9 protein-coding genes and 1 other RNA gene are annotated in these 16,705 nt (G+C 45.8%); 5 read left to right on the top strand and 5 right to left on the bottom strand.

Translation table 11 applies throughout. The annotated features are described in order from the left end of the window. Positions 1-32: 32 nt before the first annotated feature. On the bottom strand, positions 33-1,592 hold the full coding sequence (gene malQ, locus MOX91_RS06045) for a 4-alpha-glucanotransferase (RefSeq protein WP_370397185.1): 1,560 nt from the start codon (positions 1,590-1,592) through the stop codon (positions 33-35). A 93-nt stretch (positions 1,593-1,685) separates the two neighbouring features. On the opposite strand from malQ, the gene MOX91_RS06040 reads away from it, so the two are divergent. Then, positions 1,686-3,203, top strand: a complete 1,518-nt coding sequence (locus MOX91_RS06040; RefSeq protein WP_370397184.1) for a hypothetical protein — start codon at positions 1,686-1,688, stop codon at positions 3,201-3,203. 73 nt (positions 3,204-3,276) lie between these two features. Here MOX91_RS06040 and ffs read toward each other — a convergent pair. Then, positions 3,277-3,376, bottom strand: an RNA gene (ffs, locus tag MOX91_RS06035) — signal recognition particle sRNA small type. 82 nt (positions 3,377-3,458) lie between these two features. Between ffs and MOX91_RS06030 the strand changes: the two genes are divergently transcribed. The 4 genes from MOX91_RS06030 to ppdK all read left to right on the top strand — a co-directional run bounded on the left by MOX91_RS06030 (position 3,459) and on the right by ppdK (position 8,837). Then, positions 3,459-3,992 (top strand): nitroreductase family protein, encoded by a 534-nt coding sequence (locus tag MOX91_RS06030; RefSeq protein WP_370397183.1) that lies wholly within the window; start codon positions 3,459-3,461, stop codon positions 3,990-3,992. 3 nt (positions 3,993-3,995) lie between these two features. Continuing rightward, positions 3,996-5,279: an SGNH/GDSL hydrolase family protein gene (locus tag MOX91_RS06025; protein WP_370397182.1), complete on the top strand. Its 1,284-nt coding sequence runs from the start codon at positions 3,996-3,998 to the stop codon at positions 5,277-5,279. Between the two features lie 81 nt (positions 5,280-5,360). Continuing rightward, positions 5,361-5,663: a hypothetical protein gene (locus tag MOX91_RS06020; RefSeq protein ID WP_370397181.1), complete on the top strand. Its 303-nt coding sequence runs from the start codon at positions 5,361-5,363 to the stop codon at positions 5,661-5,663. Between the two features lie 381 nt (positions 5,664-6,044). Beyond that, the gene (ppdK, locus tag MOX91_RS06015) at positions 6,045-8,837 is read left to right on the top strand and encodes a pyruvate, phosphate dikinase (RefSeq protein ID WP_370397180.1); all 2,793 of its coding nucleotides are present in this window, start codon (positions 6,045-6,047) and stop codon (positions 8,835-8,837) included. Between the two features lie 193 nt (positions 8,838-9,030). On the opposite strand, the gene MOX91_RS06010 is transcribed toward ppdK, so the two are convergent. From MOX91_RS06010 to MOX91_RS06000, 3 genes are all read right to left on the bottom strand, one after another. Continuing rightward, complete coding sequence (locus MOX91_RS06010) at positions 9,031-9,756, bottom strand: hypothetical protein (RefSeq protein ID WP_370397179.1); 726 nt, start codon at positions 9,754-9,756, stop codon at positions 9,031-9,033. A 130-nt stretch (positions 9,757-9,886) separates the two neighbouring features. Beyond that, positions 9,887-15,865: a DUF8696 domain-containing protein gene (locus tag MOX91_RS06005; RefSeq protein ID WP_370397178.1), complete on the bottom strand. Its 5,979-nt coding sequence runs from the start codon at positions 15,863-15,865 to the stop codon at positions 9,887-9,889. A 172-nt stretch (positions 15,866-16,037) separates the two neighbouring features. Next, positions 16,038-16,673 carry a superoxide dismutase gene (locus tag MOX91_RS06000; protein ID WP_370397177.1) on the bottom strand — a complete coding sequence of 212 codons (636 nt, stop codon included), beginning with the start codon at positions 16,671-16,673 and terminating at the stop codon, positions 16,038-16,040. Positions 16,674-16,705: the final 32 nt, after the last annotated feature.

The raw sequence follows: 16,705 nt of genomic DNA, 5'->3' as shown, positions 1-16,705 counted from the left end.
AAGCCCGATATTCCGATGTTTTTAGCATTTTTTTATTTGATGAATTTCAGAAGGTCGGGGGGCAGGCTTTTGGGTTCTGTTTTGTTTTCCCTGCCGCTTAGCTCGCAAAGGCTTCGCAAAAAGGAGGAAGTGTTTTTTATGGCAGATTCAAGCTGGAAAAACGACATTCTCCACTGCCAGTTGCCGCTCGCAACTCCGGGCGTATTCATTCTCGATTCCGCCCCGAGCGACAAAATGTCTTGCATGGGTATGATTGCGAGGTTTGAAACGCTCGTCAGCGCGCCCAAAACCATGTTCCAGTTCGGCGACTGCGCGGGTGTTGCGAAATAACGCCGAAAATGGTCCTGTGTTTTGGGGTCAGCGTTGGCGTACCAGTCGTTCGTCGAGGGGTTGTCGTGCGTTCCCGTATAGCAGACGATGTTGCGCGAGAGGTTGTGCGGAAGGTAGGGGTTTGAAGCGTCCGAGCCGAATGCGAACTGGAGAACCGCCATTGTGGGAATGTTTATGTCCCTGCAAAGTTTTACGGCTCTTTCAGACAAGATTCCCAAGTCTTCTGCGATGAATTTTTCCGTTTTGAAAATTTTGCGCATTTTTTCAAAAAACTGTTTGCCCGGACCGATTTTCCACGAGCCGTTCGAGGCGTCTTGCGAATTTGCGGGAATTGCCCAGTAGTCTGCAAATCCCCTGAAATGGTCGAGGCGCAGGACATCGTAAAGTCCGAAGGCTTTTTCTAAGCGTTTTTCCCAAAAACCATACACTCCTTTTGGGTTAGACTTCCAGCTGTACAGGGGATTTCCCCAAAGCTGCCCCGTGGGGGAAAAGTAGTCGGGGCCTACTCCCGCGACGTTTCGCGGCGAGAGGTCTTTTTTTAAGTCGAAAAGTTCGGGGTTTGCCCAGACGTCGGCTGAGTCTTCCGAGACGAAAATGGGCATGTCGCCGATAATTTCGATGTTTCTTGAATTGGCTTTTCTTTTAAGGCGCATATACTGGCAGTAAAAGACGTACTGCCCGAATTTTACCGAAGATATTTCGTCTTTGTCTGCGTCGGATAATGTTATGTTTTTTCGCGTTTTAAATTCGGCGTCCCACTTTGTCCAGGGAAGCCCGCCGAAACGTTTTTTCAGGGCGCAAAACAGAGCGTAGTTTTCGAGCCAGTCTTTGTTTTCTTCGCAAAAATCATCAAAAGATTTATCGTAAAGGGAAGGCTTTTGGCTTTCAAAAAACTTGCGGGCGGCTTTTCTTAAAATGTCGGGAAGAGTCTGGTAGATTGCCCCGTAATCGCATTTTTTTGAGGGAAGTCCGCTTAGTTTGTCGGCATCGCCTTCGTCTATCAGCCCGAACTTTTGAAGCTCGAAAAAGTCTATGAAATATGTGTTGTACGCGAAAGCCGAAAATGACTGGTAGGGGGAGTCCCCGAATCCCGTGGGCGTAAGCGGGCATATCTGCCAGTATTTTATTCCCGAAAGCGTGAGAAAGTCCAAAAATTTTTCCGCGCCTTCCCCGAAAGAGCCGATTCCCTGCCTTGATGGCAGGCTCGATATGTGCATCAGTATTCCCGCCGCCCTCGATGTTGTCCAAGAATAGTCTGTCATTTCATTATCAACGCAAAATGCGGCATTTTTTACAACAATAAAACATCATAACTTGACAAAGATTAAAAATAATAAAATATAAGTTTAGTTTTTATGAGCAGTACGACTGAAAATCCAAACGCAAAATATGCCGTGTTTTTGCAGAATGCCTCCGAGCGGGCAATGTCTTTGTTTTCTTATATGGACAAGCACGCAAGCCCCGTTGTTTTTCTTGTTTCAGAAACGGAGCGCGAAGCAAAAGCGGAAGGCGGCGCGGAGCAGGTTTCGCAGAGTTTGAAAGAATTTGACTTCGACATAATTGCGCCAAAGGATTTTTGGATTTCAAAAGACGATTTTGCGGATTTCGGAAAAACATTCCAAAAAATTTCAAGCGACAAGCCTTCGCGCAGAATTTCCGACATGCCGTCTTCTTACACTTCGCCCGACTCTCCGTTTGCGAATATGAGGGAGGCGATTTTAAGGACGGTTGTTGCCTCCCCGAAAAATCCCCAAAACTTAAAGTTTTTTACTTCGGAAGCTTCGGTTTCGACAGGGCGCAACATATTTGTGGTGCTTGGGGTTGACGAAGACGTTTTAAGCGGCTATCCGTCTTTGGACGCCCAAAGCGACGCCGGCGATTTTTTAAGCACGTCTTTCATTATTTCGCTCATAGACGAATTTTTGGAAAAGCACCGCATTGAGCTTGACATGCCGCCCGATGCTACGGAGACGGGAGGCTTCCACTTCGGGTTGGACTCCATTTTGTATCAGGCGGGGCGCAATTTCGTTGGCGACATCGTTTACAGGGTTTCGGGCAAGCCGCAGTCTCTTTGGAAGGAGCGTCTCTTTACGATTTGCACCCAGATTTCGCGCACGTCCTACGAGCTTGGGGAGGCTGTTGGAACGATTCTTCTTGCTCCCCAGAACGCCATGGCGCGCTCCATCGAGTTTTCGGGAATGCCGAGACTTGGCAACGTGCGCTCTACGCGCAAGCTTTTGGAGCTTACAAAAGACGGAATGGTTTTGCATTCCGACACTGAAATCGTTTTGGGGCTTGCCAAGCTTCCGCGCAGGATGCCGAAAAACGCCAAAAGCTTTTTCATCGACTTTTTGGGAATGCACAAGTGGCGCATACGCTACGGTAGCAAGTCTCTGATAGATGTTTCCTACGGCATGCCCGTTCCTCCGCGCTCCACTTACGACGGAGGAGAGTTTGCCGCGGCGATAAAAAAGGTGTTTTCTTTCAAAGGCTCTCGCAAGGTTGACAGGCTTATCGAGCTTATCCAAGCCGCAATGCGCGAGAAAAAGGGGACGATGCTTGTCATATCAAAGAGGGCAAAGGAAGAGGCGAGGCGTTTGGCGTCGCAATCTACGGCGGTTGCGCCGATTCTTCTTTCCCGCCAGCTTTTGTCTTCGCTCACCCCGATTGACGGGGCGATTCTTTTGGACCCGAACGGAGTATGCTATTCCATCGGCACGATTTTGGACGGAATGGCGACTTCAAGCGGGGACGCCACGCGCGGGGCGCGGTACAATTCGGCGGTAAAGTACGTCGATTACAGGAAAACTTTGGGCGAAGTCTGCATGGCTGTCGTCATATCCGAGGACGGAAATGTGGATCTTGTGGCGTAATGGAAATGAATTTTGCAAACTTCGGCAAATGGCGCAAAAAAACTCTTTTATCCTTTCGGGCAAAAGAGTTAAAGGGGGTCAGGTTGCCTACGGCACATGAGGTTTCTGCTACCGTTGCTTTCTTCCGAATCTGGCGGGGTTCGCGGAAATCCGTCATTGCATAGGTCCCGACCTTGTCTTTATAAGCGCAAAAAAAACGCCTTAGAGCAAGCAAATTTTTGAATTTTTACGATAATATTTTAGGAAAGGCATTTTATGGATTTTGATGAAGTATTGTTTACGAGGCGTTCGGTCCGCAAGTTTGACGCTTCAAAAAAGGTTTCAAAAGCGCAGATGGAAAAAATTCTCGAAGCCGCGATGTCGGCTCCGAGCGCGTGCAACTGCCGCCCGTGGAAGTTTATCGCTGTAAACGATTCCTTAATGCTTTCAAAAATCGCTAAAATACATCCGTATTGCGGCTTTTTGAAAGACGCAGGCTCCGCGGTAATCGTGTGCGCGGACGCGCTTTCCCAGTACAAGTCGCCTGACGGAGAAGGCTATTATCCTGCCGACTGTTCAGCCGCAACGCAAAACATTTTGCTAAAAGCCCGCGAAATGGGCATCGCTTCATGTTGGTGCGGAATTTATCCCGTCCAAAGCAGGATGGAAGACTTCGCGTACCTTTTTAATTTGCCCGAAAACATTCTCGCTTTTTCGCTTGTCGTTTTGGGTTTTTCCGATGAAAAATTCTCGCGCTTGCAATCGAGAACCGAATGGGACAAGGTTGACTTCTCGAACTGGAAAGAATAAATTTTGATTAAGAAAAAATTTTTCTCTTTGCTTGCTTTTCTTTTTCTGGCGTATCCCGCATTTTCATACGACATGCTTTACAGGCAGTTCGAGCCTGAAAATCCTGCGCCAAAGCCCCAGGAGAACATAGACTGGTCCGACTTCGTTGCCTTTAACTCTTACGATGAAAAGTCGCCGAGAGTTCTTTTGATAGGGGATTCCATTGTGAGGGGGTTTCAGTCCGACTTGCAGGAAGAGCTGAAAAAAGACGGCGTAAACGTTTCCGCGTGGGCATCTTCGATGTGCGCGAGCGACCCCGACTACATTTACGCGCTAAACATAGCTCTCGAAGAGGGAAAGTTTGACGTCATCGGCTTTCACAATGGCGGGCATTTGCATATCCCTTCTTGGAAAGACAGAAAGGAGCGTATTGTAAACGCGATAAACTTCATAAAGGCTAAAGCACCGTCAAAAAAAATGTTTCTGATGAGCCGCACTCCGCTAAAAGACAATCGCCCGATAGAAGACGTCGCCTTGTATGAAATTTCAAAAGAGATGGGGTTGCCGATAGTCGATTTTATGGGCGCAATGCAGGGTCTTGACATAAATGAGTGCTGGGCGGATGACGGCGTTCACTTCAAGCCTGCGGGAACAAAATTCCAGGCTTTGCTCGTCGCCAAAACTATTCGCAATCTGCTAAGGCAAGGCGGTATTTCAAACCCTGATGGGCGTTTGGATTCTCCCTTGGATTTTAATTTGTGCATGGGGTTTAATGCAAAGAGCAAAGAGGGCAGACGCATCGTTCTTGTCGGAGGGGAGCTTCGCCACGTTTCGCACAGGCTTCGCGAAAAATTTGCAAGCGTCGCTAACTTCACTTATTGGGATTCATCAAAAGGCGTTTTGCATCCCGATTACAACAGACTCGTTTCGTACGCGCTAAGCCTTCTGCCTTTCGACGCGGTTGTTTTCAAGCCGCAGTTTTCTCAAAATAAAGACATTAAAGCGTGGTCTGAAGCCTATGTTAAAGCCCTTGATTTAATTTCAAAAAAACATAAAAGCGCAAAAATCATATTGGCGACTAACGAAACAGGCAATCCTTCAACGCGCGACGCCGCTTTAACTCAAAACAAATTCATAAGAAAAATCGCAGCTGAAAGAAATCTTTTGCTTGCGGATTTCGACAATTCCAAATCCCAATTTGAAGTGTTGCAAGACGCCGTTTGCAAGGCGTTTGGATGGTCCGAAGACGAGAGGGGCGGGGTTGTACAGCTCGGCTCTAAATATGGTCCGCAGGGTGAAATAAAATAAAAAAACATTCTTTGGGAATGTAAAATGTTGACATTTCATTAGCGTAATTGTAAGGAATTTACTCTTTTTATATTAAGGGGTATGTTTTTAATTTTCACGCTGAATAATTTTCAATGCGTATGCGTTGTCATGTGTATATCGTGGCTATGCGTTTCTTTGTTTTGTCTGCGCAAATTTTTTCAGGCAATATTTTCTCCTGACGTTTTCTTGGACAGGTTTATCACAAAACTTGGCAAGAAAAATATAGATGGGGAATTTGAGCGTTATGTGCTTCGCAAGAAGGGGCATTTTTTGAAGATGTTTTTTGTGGGCGCATTCTTTACTCTGCTTTTTGTGTTTCTATTTATATTCGATTTTTATAATTTGGCGAGGTTTCTTGGTTAAATGGCGGTTTTTGCTCTGTTTTTATGTTGACATCTACCGCTTTTTTATGTCATATTATACATAGAAAAATTCGACCTTTGGCATTATAAATTTCGCAAAATTGTTTTTGGGGGCGGCATTATTGAACAAAGCGTATTGCTTTTGATAATTTGTCGCGGCTGTTTTATGGTACTTTTTAATTTACCCCAATAAATAATTTTTTTACATAAATCAGCTTCTGTCAAAAACAATGAATTTGCGCAATGCGCAATGCGATTATATTTTGCCTGCCGTCGGGTTTGAAATGTCCTTATGCCTCGTTGCCATTGTGTTTTTTTTGCAAGGCTCATCGCGGGGTCGGGGCGTTTTTTTAGTATGAGTATAATCAATCAATAAAAGGTTATGGCAAAAAAAGAAAATAAACCCAAAGCCAAGAAACAGGCATCATCGAAAAAATCGCCGGTTGCAAAAAAATCGTCGGTTAAAACCTCAAAAAAATCCCCCAAGTCCGTAAAATACACATATTTGTTCGGCAAAAAGACCGACGGCGACGCCAAAATGCGAAACCTTCTTGGCGGCAAAGGCGCAAACCTCGCTGAAATGGCGCGCATAGGCTTGCCCGTTCCTCCCGGATTTACAATCACCACGGAAGTATGCGCTTATTTTTACGCAAACGGCAAAAAATATCCGACGGCATTGGCGGCATCGGTCAAGGAAGGCGTCGCGTCTGTTGAAAAGCAGATGGGCAAATTGTTTGGCGACGCTTCCGACCCTCTGCTTTTCTCGGTTCGTTCGGGCGCGCGAGAATCCATGCCCGGCATGATGGACACAATTTTGAATTTGGGCTTGAACGACCAAACGGTTGAAGGTCTTGCCGCAAAAACTTCAAATCCGCGCTTCGCCTACGACTGTTACCGCCGCTTCATTCAGATGTATGGCGACGTCGTTATGGGCGTGCAGGCGCGCACGGAAGCCGAAACCGAACCTTTCCACGAAGTCATGGAAGGCTTGAAAAAGGAAGTGGGTGCCGTTCTCGATACCGACTTGGATGTCGAAAACTTGAAGGAGCTTGTTTCGCGCTACAAGGCGTTGATTAAAGAGCGCACGGGCAAGCAGTTCCCGCAGGACGTTTATGAGCAGCTTTGGGGCGCAATCGGCGCGGTCTTCGATTCTTGGATGAACGAGCGCGCGATTATTTACCGCCAGAAATACGGCATTCCCGCAGATTGGGGCACAGCCGTAAATGTTCAGACAATGGTGTTCGGAAACAAGGGCGAAACTTCTGCAACGGGCGTTGCATTTACACGCGACCCTGCAAACGGCGAAAATGTCTTCTATGGCGAATACTTGATTAACGCGCAAGGCGAAGACGTTGTGGCAGGCGTGCGCACTCCTCACAAAATCGCGATGCTTTCAAAGGAAATGCCAAAGGCGTACAAGGAGCTATTGGCAATACGCTCCAAGCTTGAACGCCACTTCCGCGACATGCAGGACTTTGAATTTACAATCGAAGAAAACAAGCTTTACATGTTGCAGACGCGCAACGGCAAGCGCACGGGGCTTTCAGCGGTCCGCATTGCGGTTGAAATGAACAAGGAACGCTTGATGGATGAAAAGACTGCGGTTGGAAAAATTCCCGCGGAATCTATTTCAAGCCTGCTTGTTCCCGTGTTTGACCCTGCCGCCGTCAAGAAGGCAAAGCCTATTGCGAAGGGCTTGAATGCGGGTCCCGGAGCCGCGACAGGCAAGGTTGTCTTCTCTGCCGCCATGGCGGAGCTTGAAAATTCAAAGGGCTCAAAAACAATTCTTTGCCGCGAAGAAACTTCTCCCGAAGATTTGCGCGGCATGATTGCTTCCGAAGGCATTTTGACTTCGCGCGGCGGCGTAAGTTCGCACGCGGCTCTCGTTGCCCGCCAGATGGGCAAGGTTTGCGTATGCGGAGCTTCGAGCATTCATGTGGATTACGCAAAGCATTTGATGAGCGTTGGCGACATCGTGGTTAAAGAGGGCGACTATATTTCAATAGACGGTACTACGGGCGAAATATTCCTTGGCGAAATTCCCACTGTCGATTCTGAAGTCGTGCGCGTTTTAAACGGCAAGATGAAGCCCGCGAAGAGCTACACATACCAGCTCTTTGAAACAGTTATGAAGTGGGCGGACAAATATCGCAAACTCGGCATCCGCACTAATGCCGACAGCCCCGCGCAGGCGAAATCCGCCCTGCTTTTGGGAGCTGAGGGCATAGGTCTTTGCCGCACCGAGCACATGTTCTTTGAGGGCGACAGAATTGACTCCATGCGCCGAATGATTTTGGCAAGCGACACTGCCGAACGCAAGGCGGCTCTTGCAGAGCTTTTGCCGTATCAGCGTTCGGACTTTGAGGGCATCTTCAAGGCAATGGACGGGCATCCCGTCACCATACGCCTTCTCGACCCGCCGCTTCACGAGTTCCTGCCGCACGATTCCGCCGCACGAAACGCTCTTGCAGAAAAGCTTGGCGTAAGTTCGGAATTTGTCGCGGAAAGGTGCAACGCATTGAAGGAGCAGAATCCGATGCTCGGGCATCGCGGCTGCCGCTTGGGCAATTCTTATCCCGAAATTACAGAAATGCAGGCGCGCGCGATTTTTGAGGCAGTGGCAAAAGTAATGAAAGGCAGAAAGCCCGTAAAGGTAATGCCGGAAGTCATGGTGCCGTTAGTCGGCTTTGTGCAGGAATTGAAATTCCAAGTCGCGATAATACACCGCGTCGCCGCCGAAGTAATGAAGGAAAAGGGCGTAAAGTTCTCGTACATGGTGGGCACCATGATTGAAATTCCGCGCGGTGCTATCACTGCCGACGAAATTGCGGAAGTAGCGGACTTCTTCTCTTTCGGCACGAATGACCTTACCCAAACGGGTCTTGGAATGAGCCGCGACGATAGCGGTTCTTTCCTCGGAAAATACAAGGAATTGGACATTCTTGCAAAAAATCCGTTTGCCTCAATCGACCAGGCAGGTATAGGTCAGCTTGTTAAAATCGGAGTTGAAAAGGGCAGGGGCGTAAAGCCGAAATTGAAGATTGGCGTTTGTGGCGAACACGGCGGCGATCCTGAATCAATCCGCTTCTTTAACGATGTCGGCTTGAACTATGTAAGTTGCTCTCCCCCGCGCGTTCCCGTCGCACGTTTGGCGGCTGCGCAGGCGGCAATCTGATATTTTGATAAAATTAAAGGCGGAGTTTCGGCTCCGCCTTTTTTATGCCGCTTTGATTGTTCTTGGCGCATTGGGAAATGTTTTAGTAAGATTGTAAAAATCTTAAAAAAATGCGATTATAGTAAAATATTTTTAAATGTACAGACAATGGTCGGCGTAAATGAAACAATTTTACGCTTTCTGATTTTAAACGCTATTGCCATATTGTTTTTGCGATGCAGATTGTTGTTCCGTCGCTTTTGCGGGATAATTTGTGGAAAAATTCTGAATTGTCTTTTTTGAATGTCTCGGAAAGAATTTCGTCTCCAAGCCTCGCTTCTTTTATAAATTTAAGCCGACTTAAAACGAGGTGTTTTTCCTCCCTTACGTTTTCAGGCATTGATTCCACCGCTCTTGGAAGATAGCGCGCATTGTTTAAGTGGCGGTTGAAATCGAGGTCGGGAAGCCTTACTTTTTGTGGAACTTCCCCGATTTTTTCACCCGAAATCTCAAATTTTTCAAAATCGGTTTTTTGCGCGGATATATTTGGAAATCTGTCGATGAAATCCGTGAATTTTTTTGGCTTGTGGGTTTTTGCATCGGCAATCAGAGTGCGGTATTTGCCGTTTGCTACGTTCAATTCGCTTGAGCGCATTCTTAATGCAACATTAAAAAACAAGGGCGTAATTTCAACCGCTTCAACTTCGAGTTCGACTTTTTCGCGCCAAAACGGCATTTCATTCGGACTGTATGATATTTCCGCGTCGCTTATTAGCCAGGTTAATCCCATGCGCGCCATATCGTAGCCCGCCATTTTTTTTGAGGCGCAAAACTCCGCGAATATTTCTTGGAAATAAAACCCCGCATATTCGCGTTGAAGCCTGTAATTCGGAGAAATCTCGAGACTTCTTACAGAGTATGTGTTAGAAAATTTTTCCATTTTGTTTTTCGCGAAATGTTAGGCATTTGCAAAAAATCTTCAATTTATTTTTATGGACTATCCAAAAAATCCCCGCAAAAAAAACGGCGGATTTTTTTATCCGCCGCTTTGAAGAATGTTTTAGCTTACTCTATTTAACGTCTGAAATTTTGCAGGAGCCTTGCTCAAAGGCTTTTGACGGAGTTGTCAGCCTATATGAGAGGCTGTCTTCATTTAAGATAAACACACCGTCAGAGTAAGAAGATCTCCCGATTTTCATGGTAAATATCGCCACGCATTCCGATACATATTTATAGGTTATCGTGCCGACCTTTTCGTTCGTGTTCAAAAGGAACATATTTTTCCCCGTGGCGTCTATAAAGTAGTCAGTTCCTTCAAAGAAAAATCCCTTGTTTGCCAGCGTTTGCGGCAGGAGATTTTTTGTCGAGAATTTTCTTTGCAATGTATAAGATAAGGAGGCGTTGTCTATGTTTTTATCGCCTGTCGGATCAAATTTAAACGTTCCGTTTCCGAAGTTGTCGAATTCCACTGTGCCGTTTAACACAACCTTGACCGGCTTGTCGGCAGACGGAGAGTCTCCTTCCTGCATCGAGTAGGAAAGGGTGAGCTTCAATGTTGCCGTGTTGTCGCCGGTTTTTTTGTAGGACATTGTGGAAGTATTGAAGACAAGCTGCGGATTTGCCACCGGCGCGACAAGCTTGCATGCGGTTTTTGTTGTCGCCGCCATTGTCGCAAGCAGTGTTTCACCTGATTTGATGTCATATACCAAGCCTGTCAATTCGACAGGGGTTGGTATGAAATCGACATTGAGGATGAATTCATAGGCATCGCTTGTCCCGGGCTCTTTGCCGTTTAAGTTATAGACTTCGCATCCGTAAGCCTTTGTTCCGAACTCGGGCTTTTTGATGGTGTAGGTCTTCTTTGTCGCGCCCTTGATTGCGACGCCGTTTTCATACCACTGGTATTTTAGGGAATCTCCCGTTGCGTTTGCCGTCATTGTAATCGGATAATATTCGATTGCGTTGCAGGTGTTTTCCGGAATCGGGTTTTCGCTATTGGCGACTTTGAAAATCGGGCATTCTTCGTTAACCTTGCCGATTTTTTGGCTTACCGCTATCGGGGTTTCCGCGTCAAGTCTTGCCGCTTTTTTCACGGTTGCCGCAACCGAGCCCGATGTTAGCACTTTCAAGCCTTCATCGTAAATTTCGCATCTGAACTTCGGTTTTGTACCCGCGTAGTCCGCACCGTTTATGGTAAGCTCCTCATTGGTTTCGCCTTCAAGGTCTTGCCATGTCTTGCCGTCGTAAGACACCTGCCACTGGTATGTCAGAGAGTAGCCTCCGCTTACCGCGATAGTGAACGTGCCTTCGCTTTCGGCGGAATCGAACACTGTTACTGCCTTTGGCCTTGTTGTGATTACCGCCTTGTCGGCAAGCTCTTCGATTATTGCGTTGGAAGAGTTTATGGTTTTGTAGCCGTTTGTGATTTCGCAATAATATGTCCAGCCAATCATTGTTTCGTTGGGAGTGATTGACAAAACATTCTTCTTGCTGCCCGCGCTTACAAAGCCGTTGCCGTCCTGCTTGTCAACAAACCAGTTGTAGGTTAGCGGCATGTTTGCAAGCGTTGAGGCTGCCACTTCGAGGTTTGTTTTGGTTTTGTTGTAGAGCTTTAATTCCGCTTCCAAATCCTGCTCGAGAGTGATGTTAATCTCTTCAGGCAGATTGCCGTCGTCTGCGCTTAACTTTTTGACAGAGTATGAGTCGATTGAGGCAATGCCGCTTTCATCGAAGTACATTGTGCCGTTAAGCGAGAGGTTGTATTCCTGGCTCTTCAAGGCAAGCTTGAACGTTGCCGCAGTCGGCGACACTCTCTTATAAGTGTAGCTCGTGCTTGCGGAGAAATTTCCGCCATCGATTGATATTACGCACTTGCTCTTTGATGTCGGTATGAAATCGAAATCAAACTCTCCGCCTTCAAAGCTCAAAACCTGCGTTGTAAGTTCTGAGGGCGCGGGACATTCTTGAACATCCAGCGCGACAACCATCGTTTGCTGGGTTGCGATGTCGCTGTCGTTTAAGTTGTAAACTTGGCACATCAAATACTGCGTTTCGTCGGAGGCGGTCGGAGCTTTTATTTGGTATTTGTTTTTTGTCGCCTTTGCGATTGGCCTAAAATTTTTGCCGTCCAAAGAAGAGTACCACTGGTATTTAAGCGAGTAGCCGGTCGCGTTTGCCGTAAGCGTTAGCGGATATTCGGCATATATTGGCTGTTCGACAGGCTCGCTTTGGTATGGATAATTTTCATTTAGCGATGGGTCGGAGCCCCTTGTTTGCAAAATGTTGATTGCGTTTTCCGCAAACGCCGCAGCTTCCCGCATCGGAGTTTTGATTGTCGAAGATGTCAGCTTTTTGCCGTATTTATCCAAGATTTCGCAACGGAAAGAGGCGCCGTCGTTTTCTGCGATTCCTTCAACAACGTAGGTAGGTCCTGTCGCGCCGTCAATGGCTTCCCATTGTTTTGTTTCGGGATTTTGCCTAAACCACTGGTAGGTCACATCGTATCCGTCGACTACATCGACTTTCAAGACGGTGTTTTGTCCGTCGTAAATTGCGACTTTCTTAGACTGGCTTGCAATTTTCAGATTTGCTTTCACGTTTACCGTCGAGATTGTGGAATATTTTCTGTCCAAACCGTTTGAGGCAACGCAAATGTATTGCCAACCGTCAGCTTCCGCGGTGGTGTACGCCTTGAAAGTTGACGATGTTGCGCCCGCTTCTTCAACAAAGCCTTTGCCGTCGAGCTTGTTTATGAACCACTGGTATGCTATGTCGGGCGCGCTTTGCAAAATCTTGGAAGTCTGAACCGTAAAGTTCAAGGCGTTTCCTACATACTTGTCGTAGCTTGCCTGCATGTCGTCTTTAAGAGTCATTGTTTCGACTGACAGCGTTGCGGCGTTTGTATAGGCTTCAGCTATTTCTCCTCCACTTATAACTCTTACTTTGCATCGATACATGTTTTTATTGTACTTCGGGTCTCCGTTTTTATCAAATGGAGAAACATTATTTATTGTAAGGATGTTATTGTCTTCTATTGCATTTGGATCTCCGTTTACAGGTGTCCAATCAAAATATTCGTCGCCATCAAAGTCATACTCTTTTACTTGCCATTCGTAAGGGTTATTGCCATCTGTTCCTATTCCATCTTTCAAAGAGAGAGAAAACTTAACAGTGGGATTTTTCTTCCCATCGTAATTTATTGTTATGTCTTTTGGATTTGTTTGGAATGGAGATGGCTTTATGGAAAGTTCCGCTGAATCGCTTATTTCAGAACCAAAGGAGTTGGATACAATGCATCTGTAATAACCCACATCCGATTCCGCCGCAGAGGGGATTTCCAAGAAAGAATTTGTTGCGCCTTCAATGTCAACCCATGTGATGTTGTCCGCCGAATATTGCCATTGGTACGTTGGGTTTGTTCCCGAAACTCTTACATCGAAAAATACGTCTTCGTTTGCGAATTTTTCAAGGCTTTCGGGTTGAAATTCTATTGAGATGGGTTTTGGTTTTATTCTTGAAAAGTGCATTGTAGCACTGTCATATCTAAGGTCTATTGTGAGTTCAAAACCATATGATTCGTCCTTATAGTAAAAATATGCGGGATATTCGTCTGTAGCTTCAAAATATTGCAATGCCATTTCATTGCCGTTTACGTCCAAAATGCGAAATCTGCCTTCGTCCCACATTGTTTTAAGGGATTCGTCAATTTTTATGCCCTTATCGTTTTGGTTTTTGTAGAAGAAGTTTGTCGCAAATTCTGCGTCTTCTTTTGATGACATATCTTTTAAGTTTGAAAAGTCGATTGTCATCAACCCCGATATGTCAAGTATCTTGTTAAATTTGAGAGTTGATATGCCGTATTTTGATGGCTTGAATATCAAATGCCCTCCTTTGGGTTTTTCAAAGGTTGTACCCGCGCCTGCGGAGAGCCTCAGGTAATCGTCAGCAGAAACTATTGTGCCGGACCCATCTAATTCCAAAATCGCTTCACCTCCTGTTGTGTTGGTGTTGCCAACATAAAGCCCCCAAATTCTTACTATGTTGCCACAGTTTGCATTGTCGGTTGTATTTGCCAAAACAAACTTTGTCGTGCCGCCCTTTATGTTATTATCGGAAGCTATGGACATATTGATATTTGCCCCATGGTTATTATCGCCATTTACAAATGCGCCGACATTGTTTTCAAAACGCAATTCATTGTAAACGGTTGAACCTTCTTTTTGCGAACCGTAAATTACGATAGAATCGTTTGAAAAGAAGTTTAGAAGCATTGGCTTTCTATGAATACTTGAGTTTGAGTATTCATCAAGAAAAGGTGTAATATCTGTACTCTTGAATACCACAATGTTTGTACCGCTTGTTGCGTTGGTGTTGCCAATGCGGATGGAGTTCGTTCTGATGCCGTTTAATTCTGCATCTATGGTAAACGCATTTGTGGAGGTATATGTTTTGTCACCGATTGTAGAGACTAAAGAGTTATATGTTTGATACAATCTCTTTTCTGATGTGTCATAAATTTTAAATATAATTGTTTCTCCATTTTTAGCAACATTTATTGAAATATTGGCAACAGATACTTCGTCTTCTTTGTTTTTGTTTTTATTTATATCGTTTACGTCTTTTATTTTGCTTATTGTTTGTTTGCCGCGAAGTTCGTCTCCGACATAAGCAAGCAGTATGTCGCCATTGTCAAATTTGTCTCCACAAATTCTTACGTTCGCATATACTGTCATTGGCGTTTGGGAATACTTTTTAGGAGTTCCAATGTCCTTAGATTCTATATAAGTTTCGTAAGCGTATGAAGTACCTATAACTTCCAAAGTGTTTGTGCCGCCGCTTTGGCTGGAGCCGTAGCCGACTTTGATATATCTTTCTCCGCTTGTGGCTATGCCGCCTACGCGGAAATCGATCTTTTCGCCCCTTATGGACGCGGAATTTTTGCCGCCGCTTTGGTTGGAGCCATAGCCGACGTAAAAAGACGTGCCTGCTTCTATTTTATTGTTGTCGCCTTCAACTACGAATTCGTTGAAGCCGCCCTCTCTGTCGTTGGAATAGCCGACTTGAATGTTTGCCTTTGAATAAACCTCATTGTTATTCCCTTCGACATATACCATGTTTTCGCCGCCGGTTTGCGATGAACCGCCCAAGGCGAAGAGGTTGCCGTTTGCCAAAATTTTATTATAGTCGCCCTCCATTTCGATTGAAGCGAGACCTCCGCTTTTCCCCGACTTGGTGCCGATTTGGAAATTGGTTTTGACGTCAATGGTGTTGTAATTTCCCGTCGCCAATACAGATGCGTTACCTTCAGAGGCGTTTGGCGAGTGCGAAACTATAAATGTGCTGCCCGTCTTGATTGTGGAATAGCCGAACATGTTTACAATGCTGTCGGATTGGAAGTTCGGGTATGAGGCAGGATTTGCCGCTCCGTGGTACATCGCAAATGTGTAAACTTCAAAGGAGCTTGTTTTGCCGCTTGTCCCCTGCATGTTTAAAGTGTATTCGCGGTGCGGATTTTTATCTTCCGTATTCTTACTACTGTTATAACAATCGCCCAAAATAAACGCTCCCGCCAAAACTTTAGAGCCGCCTTCGATGTTCAAAGTTATGTAGGCGGGGTTTGCAGTTTCTGGAGTACCTTGACCAATTGTAATCGGAGCCGCCTTTGCCGACATATAGCCTGTGGATGCCGTTATTTTGCCGTAAGACGCGGTAGTGCCGTTTATGAAAGAAATTTCAACCGACGATGAATTGAAATTCGCTGCGGGCAAATTGATAAAAGGATATGACTTGCTTACGGACGCAGGCTTTAGCGTTGTGGCGTCGAACGTCAAGCTTGCACTGTTGCCTGCCGCCGCGCCGCCCTTGTAGGAAATAAAGCCCGCCGATGTATTTGCCGAAGTAATTTTACAATTCTTGTAAATATCCGACATCGTTGGGGTGACGGATATTGTTTTGCTTGTAAGCGTCTGATTGGTGTAGGTTGTTGCCATTGCCGACAGAGGTATCAATGACAGCGCCATGATTTTTTTGGAGTAATTTTTCTTTTTCATAAATCTAAAAGGTTAAATAATCCGAATTTTTTCTATTTCATTTATTAGATTAAAAATATGCAACTTTCCTGTCAAGTTTTATAAACGCTTTTTGAATAGGGAAAGTTTTAGGGTATTCAACAAAAAACCGGCATTTTTTATTTGCCGGTCTTTGTCTTTCGATGGAATGAATTTATTTTTTCAACGCTTCTTTGTATCTTTTGCAGAGCTCCTGCCAGTTGACTATGTTCCATATGTTTTTCACATATTCGGGGCGCAGGTTTTTGTATTTCAAATAGTAGGCGTGTTCCCATACGTCTATGCAGAAAATCGGCGTTGAGCCGCAGGTATTGGCTATTTCGCCCATTACGGGGCAGTCTTGGTTTGGAGTTGCCACAACTTTGAGTTTGCCTTCTTTCGTAAGGACAAGCCAAGCCCAGCCACTGCCGAACCGGTTGACTGCGGCGTTTGACATTTCTTCCTTGAATTTTTCAACGGAGCCAAAATCCCTTTCGATAGCTTCCTTGAATTCCGCACAAGGCTCTGTTTTGTCGGGAGAAAGACCTTCCCAGTAAAATACATGGTTAAACGCCCCGCCGCCGTTGTTGCGCACTGCGTTTCTGATTTTTTCGGGAACATCGCTTAGGTTTGACAGGAGTTTTCTCATGCATTCAGGCGCGTCAAATTCGGGCGCGGATTCGAGCGCGGCGTTAAGCTTGGCGACGTATGCCGCCTGGTGCTTGTCGTGGTGCAGTTTTACGGTTTCGGCGTCGATATAGGGTTCGAGCGCTTCGTAAGAGTAGGGGAGAGATTTTAATTCGTATTTCATTTTGTTGCCTTTTTCCGTCCCGAACAAAATCG

This window comes from Intestinicryptomonas porci, assembly GCF_033971905.1.
GTDB lineage: Bacteria > Verrucomicrobiota > Verrucomicrobiia > Opitutales > Intestinicryptomonadaceae > Intestinicryptomonas > Intestinicryptomonas porci.
Note: the sequence above shows the minus strand (reverse complement) of the source record. Positions and strands in the feature narration are given on the sequence as shown.

Bases quoted from the DNA above. Each gene is read 5' to 3' on its own strand.
- malQ (WP_370397185.1), bottom strand. From the start codon at position 1,592: ATGACAGACTATTCTTGGACAACATCGAGGGCGGCGGGAATACTGATG.
- MOX91_RS06040 (WP_370397184.1), top strand. From the start codon at position 1,686: ATGAGCAGTACGACTGAAAATCCAAACGCAAAATATGCCGTGTTTTTG.
- MOX91_RS06030 (WP_370397183.1), top strand. From the start codon at position 3,459: ATGGATTTTGATGAAGTATTGTTTACGAGGCGTTCGGTCCGCAAGTTT.
- MOX91_RS06020 (WP_370397181.1), top strand. From the start codon at position 5,361: ATGTTTTTAATTTTCACGCTGAATAATTTTCAATGCGTATGCGTTGTC.
- ppdK (WP_370397180.1), top strand. From the start codon at position 6,045: ATGGCAAAAAAAGAAAATAAACCCAAAGCCAAGAAACAGGCATCATCG.
- MOX91_RS06010 (WP_370397179.1), bottom strand. From the start codon at position 9,756: ATGGAAAAATTTTCTAACACATACTCTGTAAGAAGTCTCGAGATTTCT.
- MOX91_RS06005 (WP_370397178.1), bottom strand. From the start codon at position 15,865: ATGAAAAAGAAAAATTACTCCAAAAAAATCATGGCGCTGTCATTGATA.
- MOX91_RS06000 (WP_370397177.1), bottom strand. From the start codon at position 16,673: ATGAAATACGAATTAAAATCTCTCCCCTACTCTTACGAAGCGCTCGAA.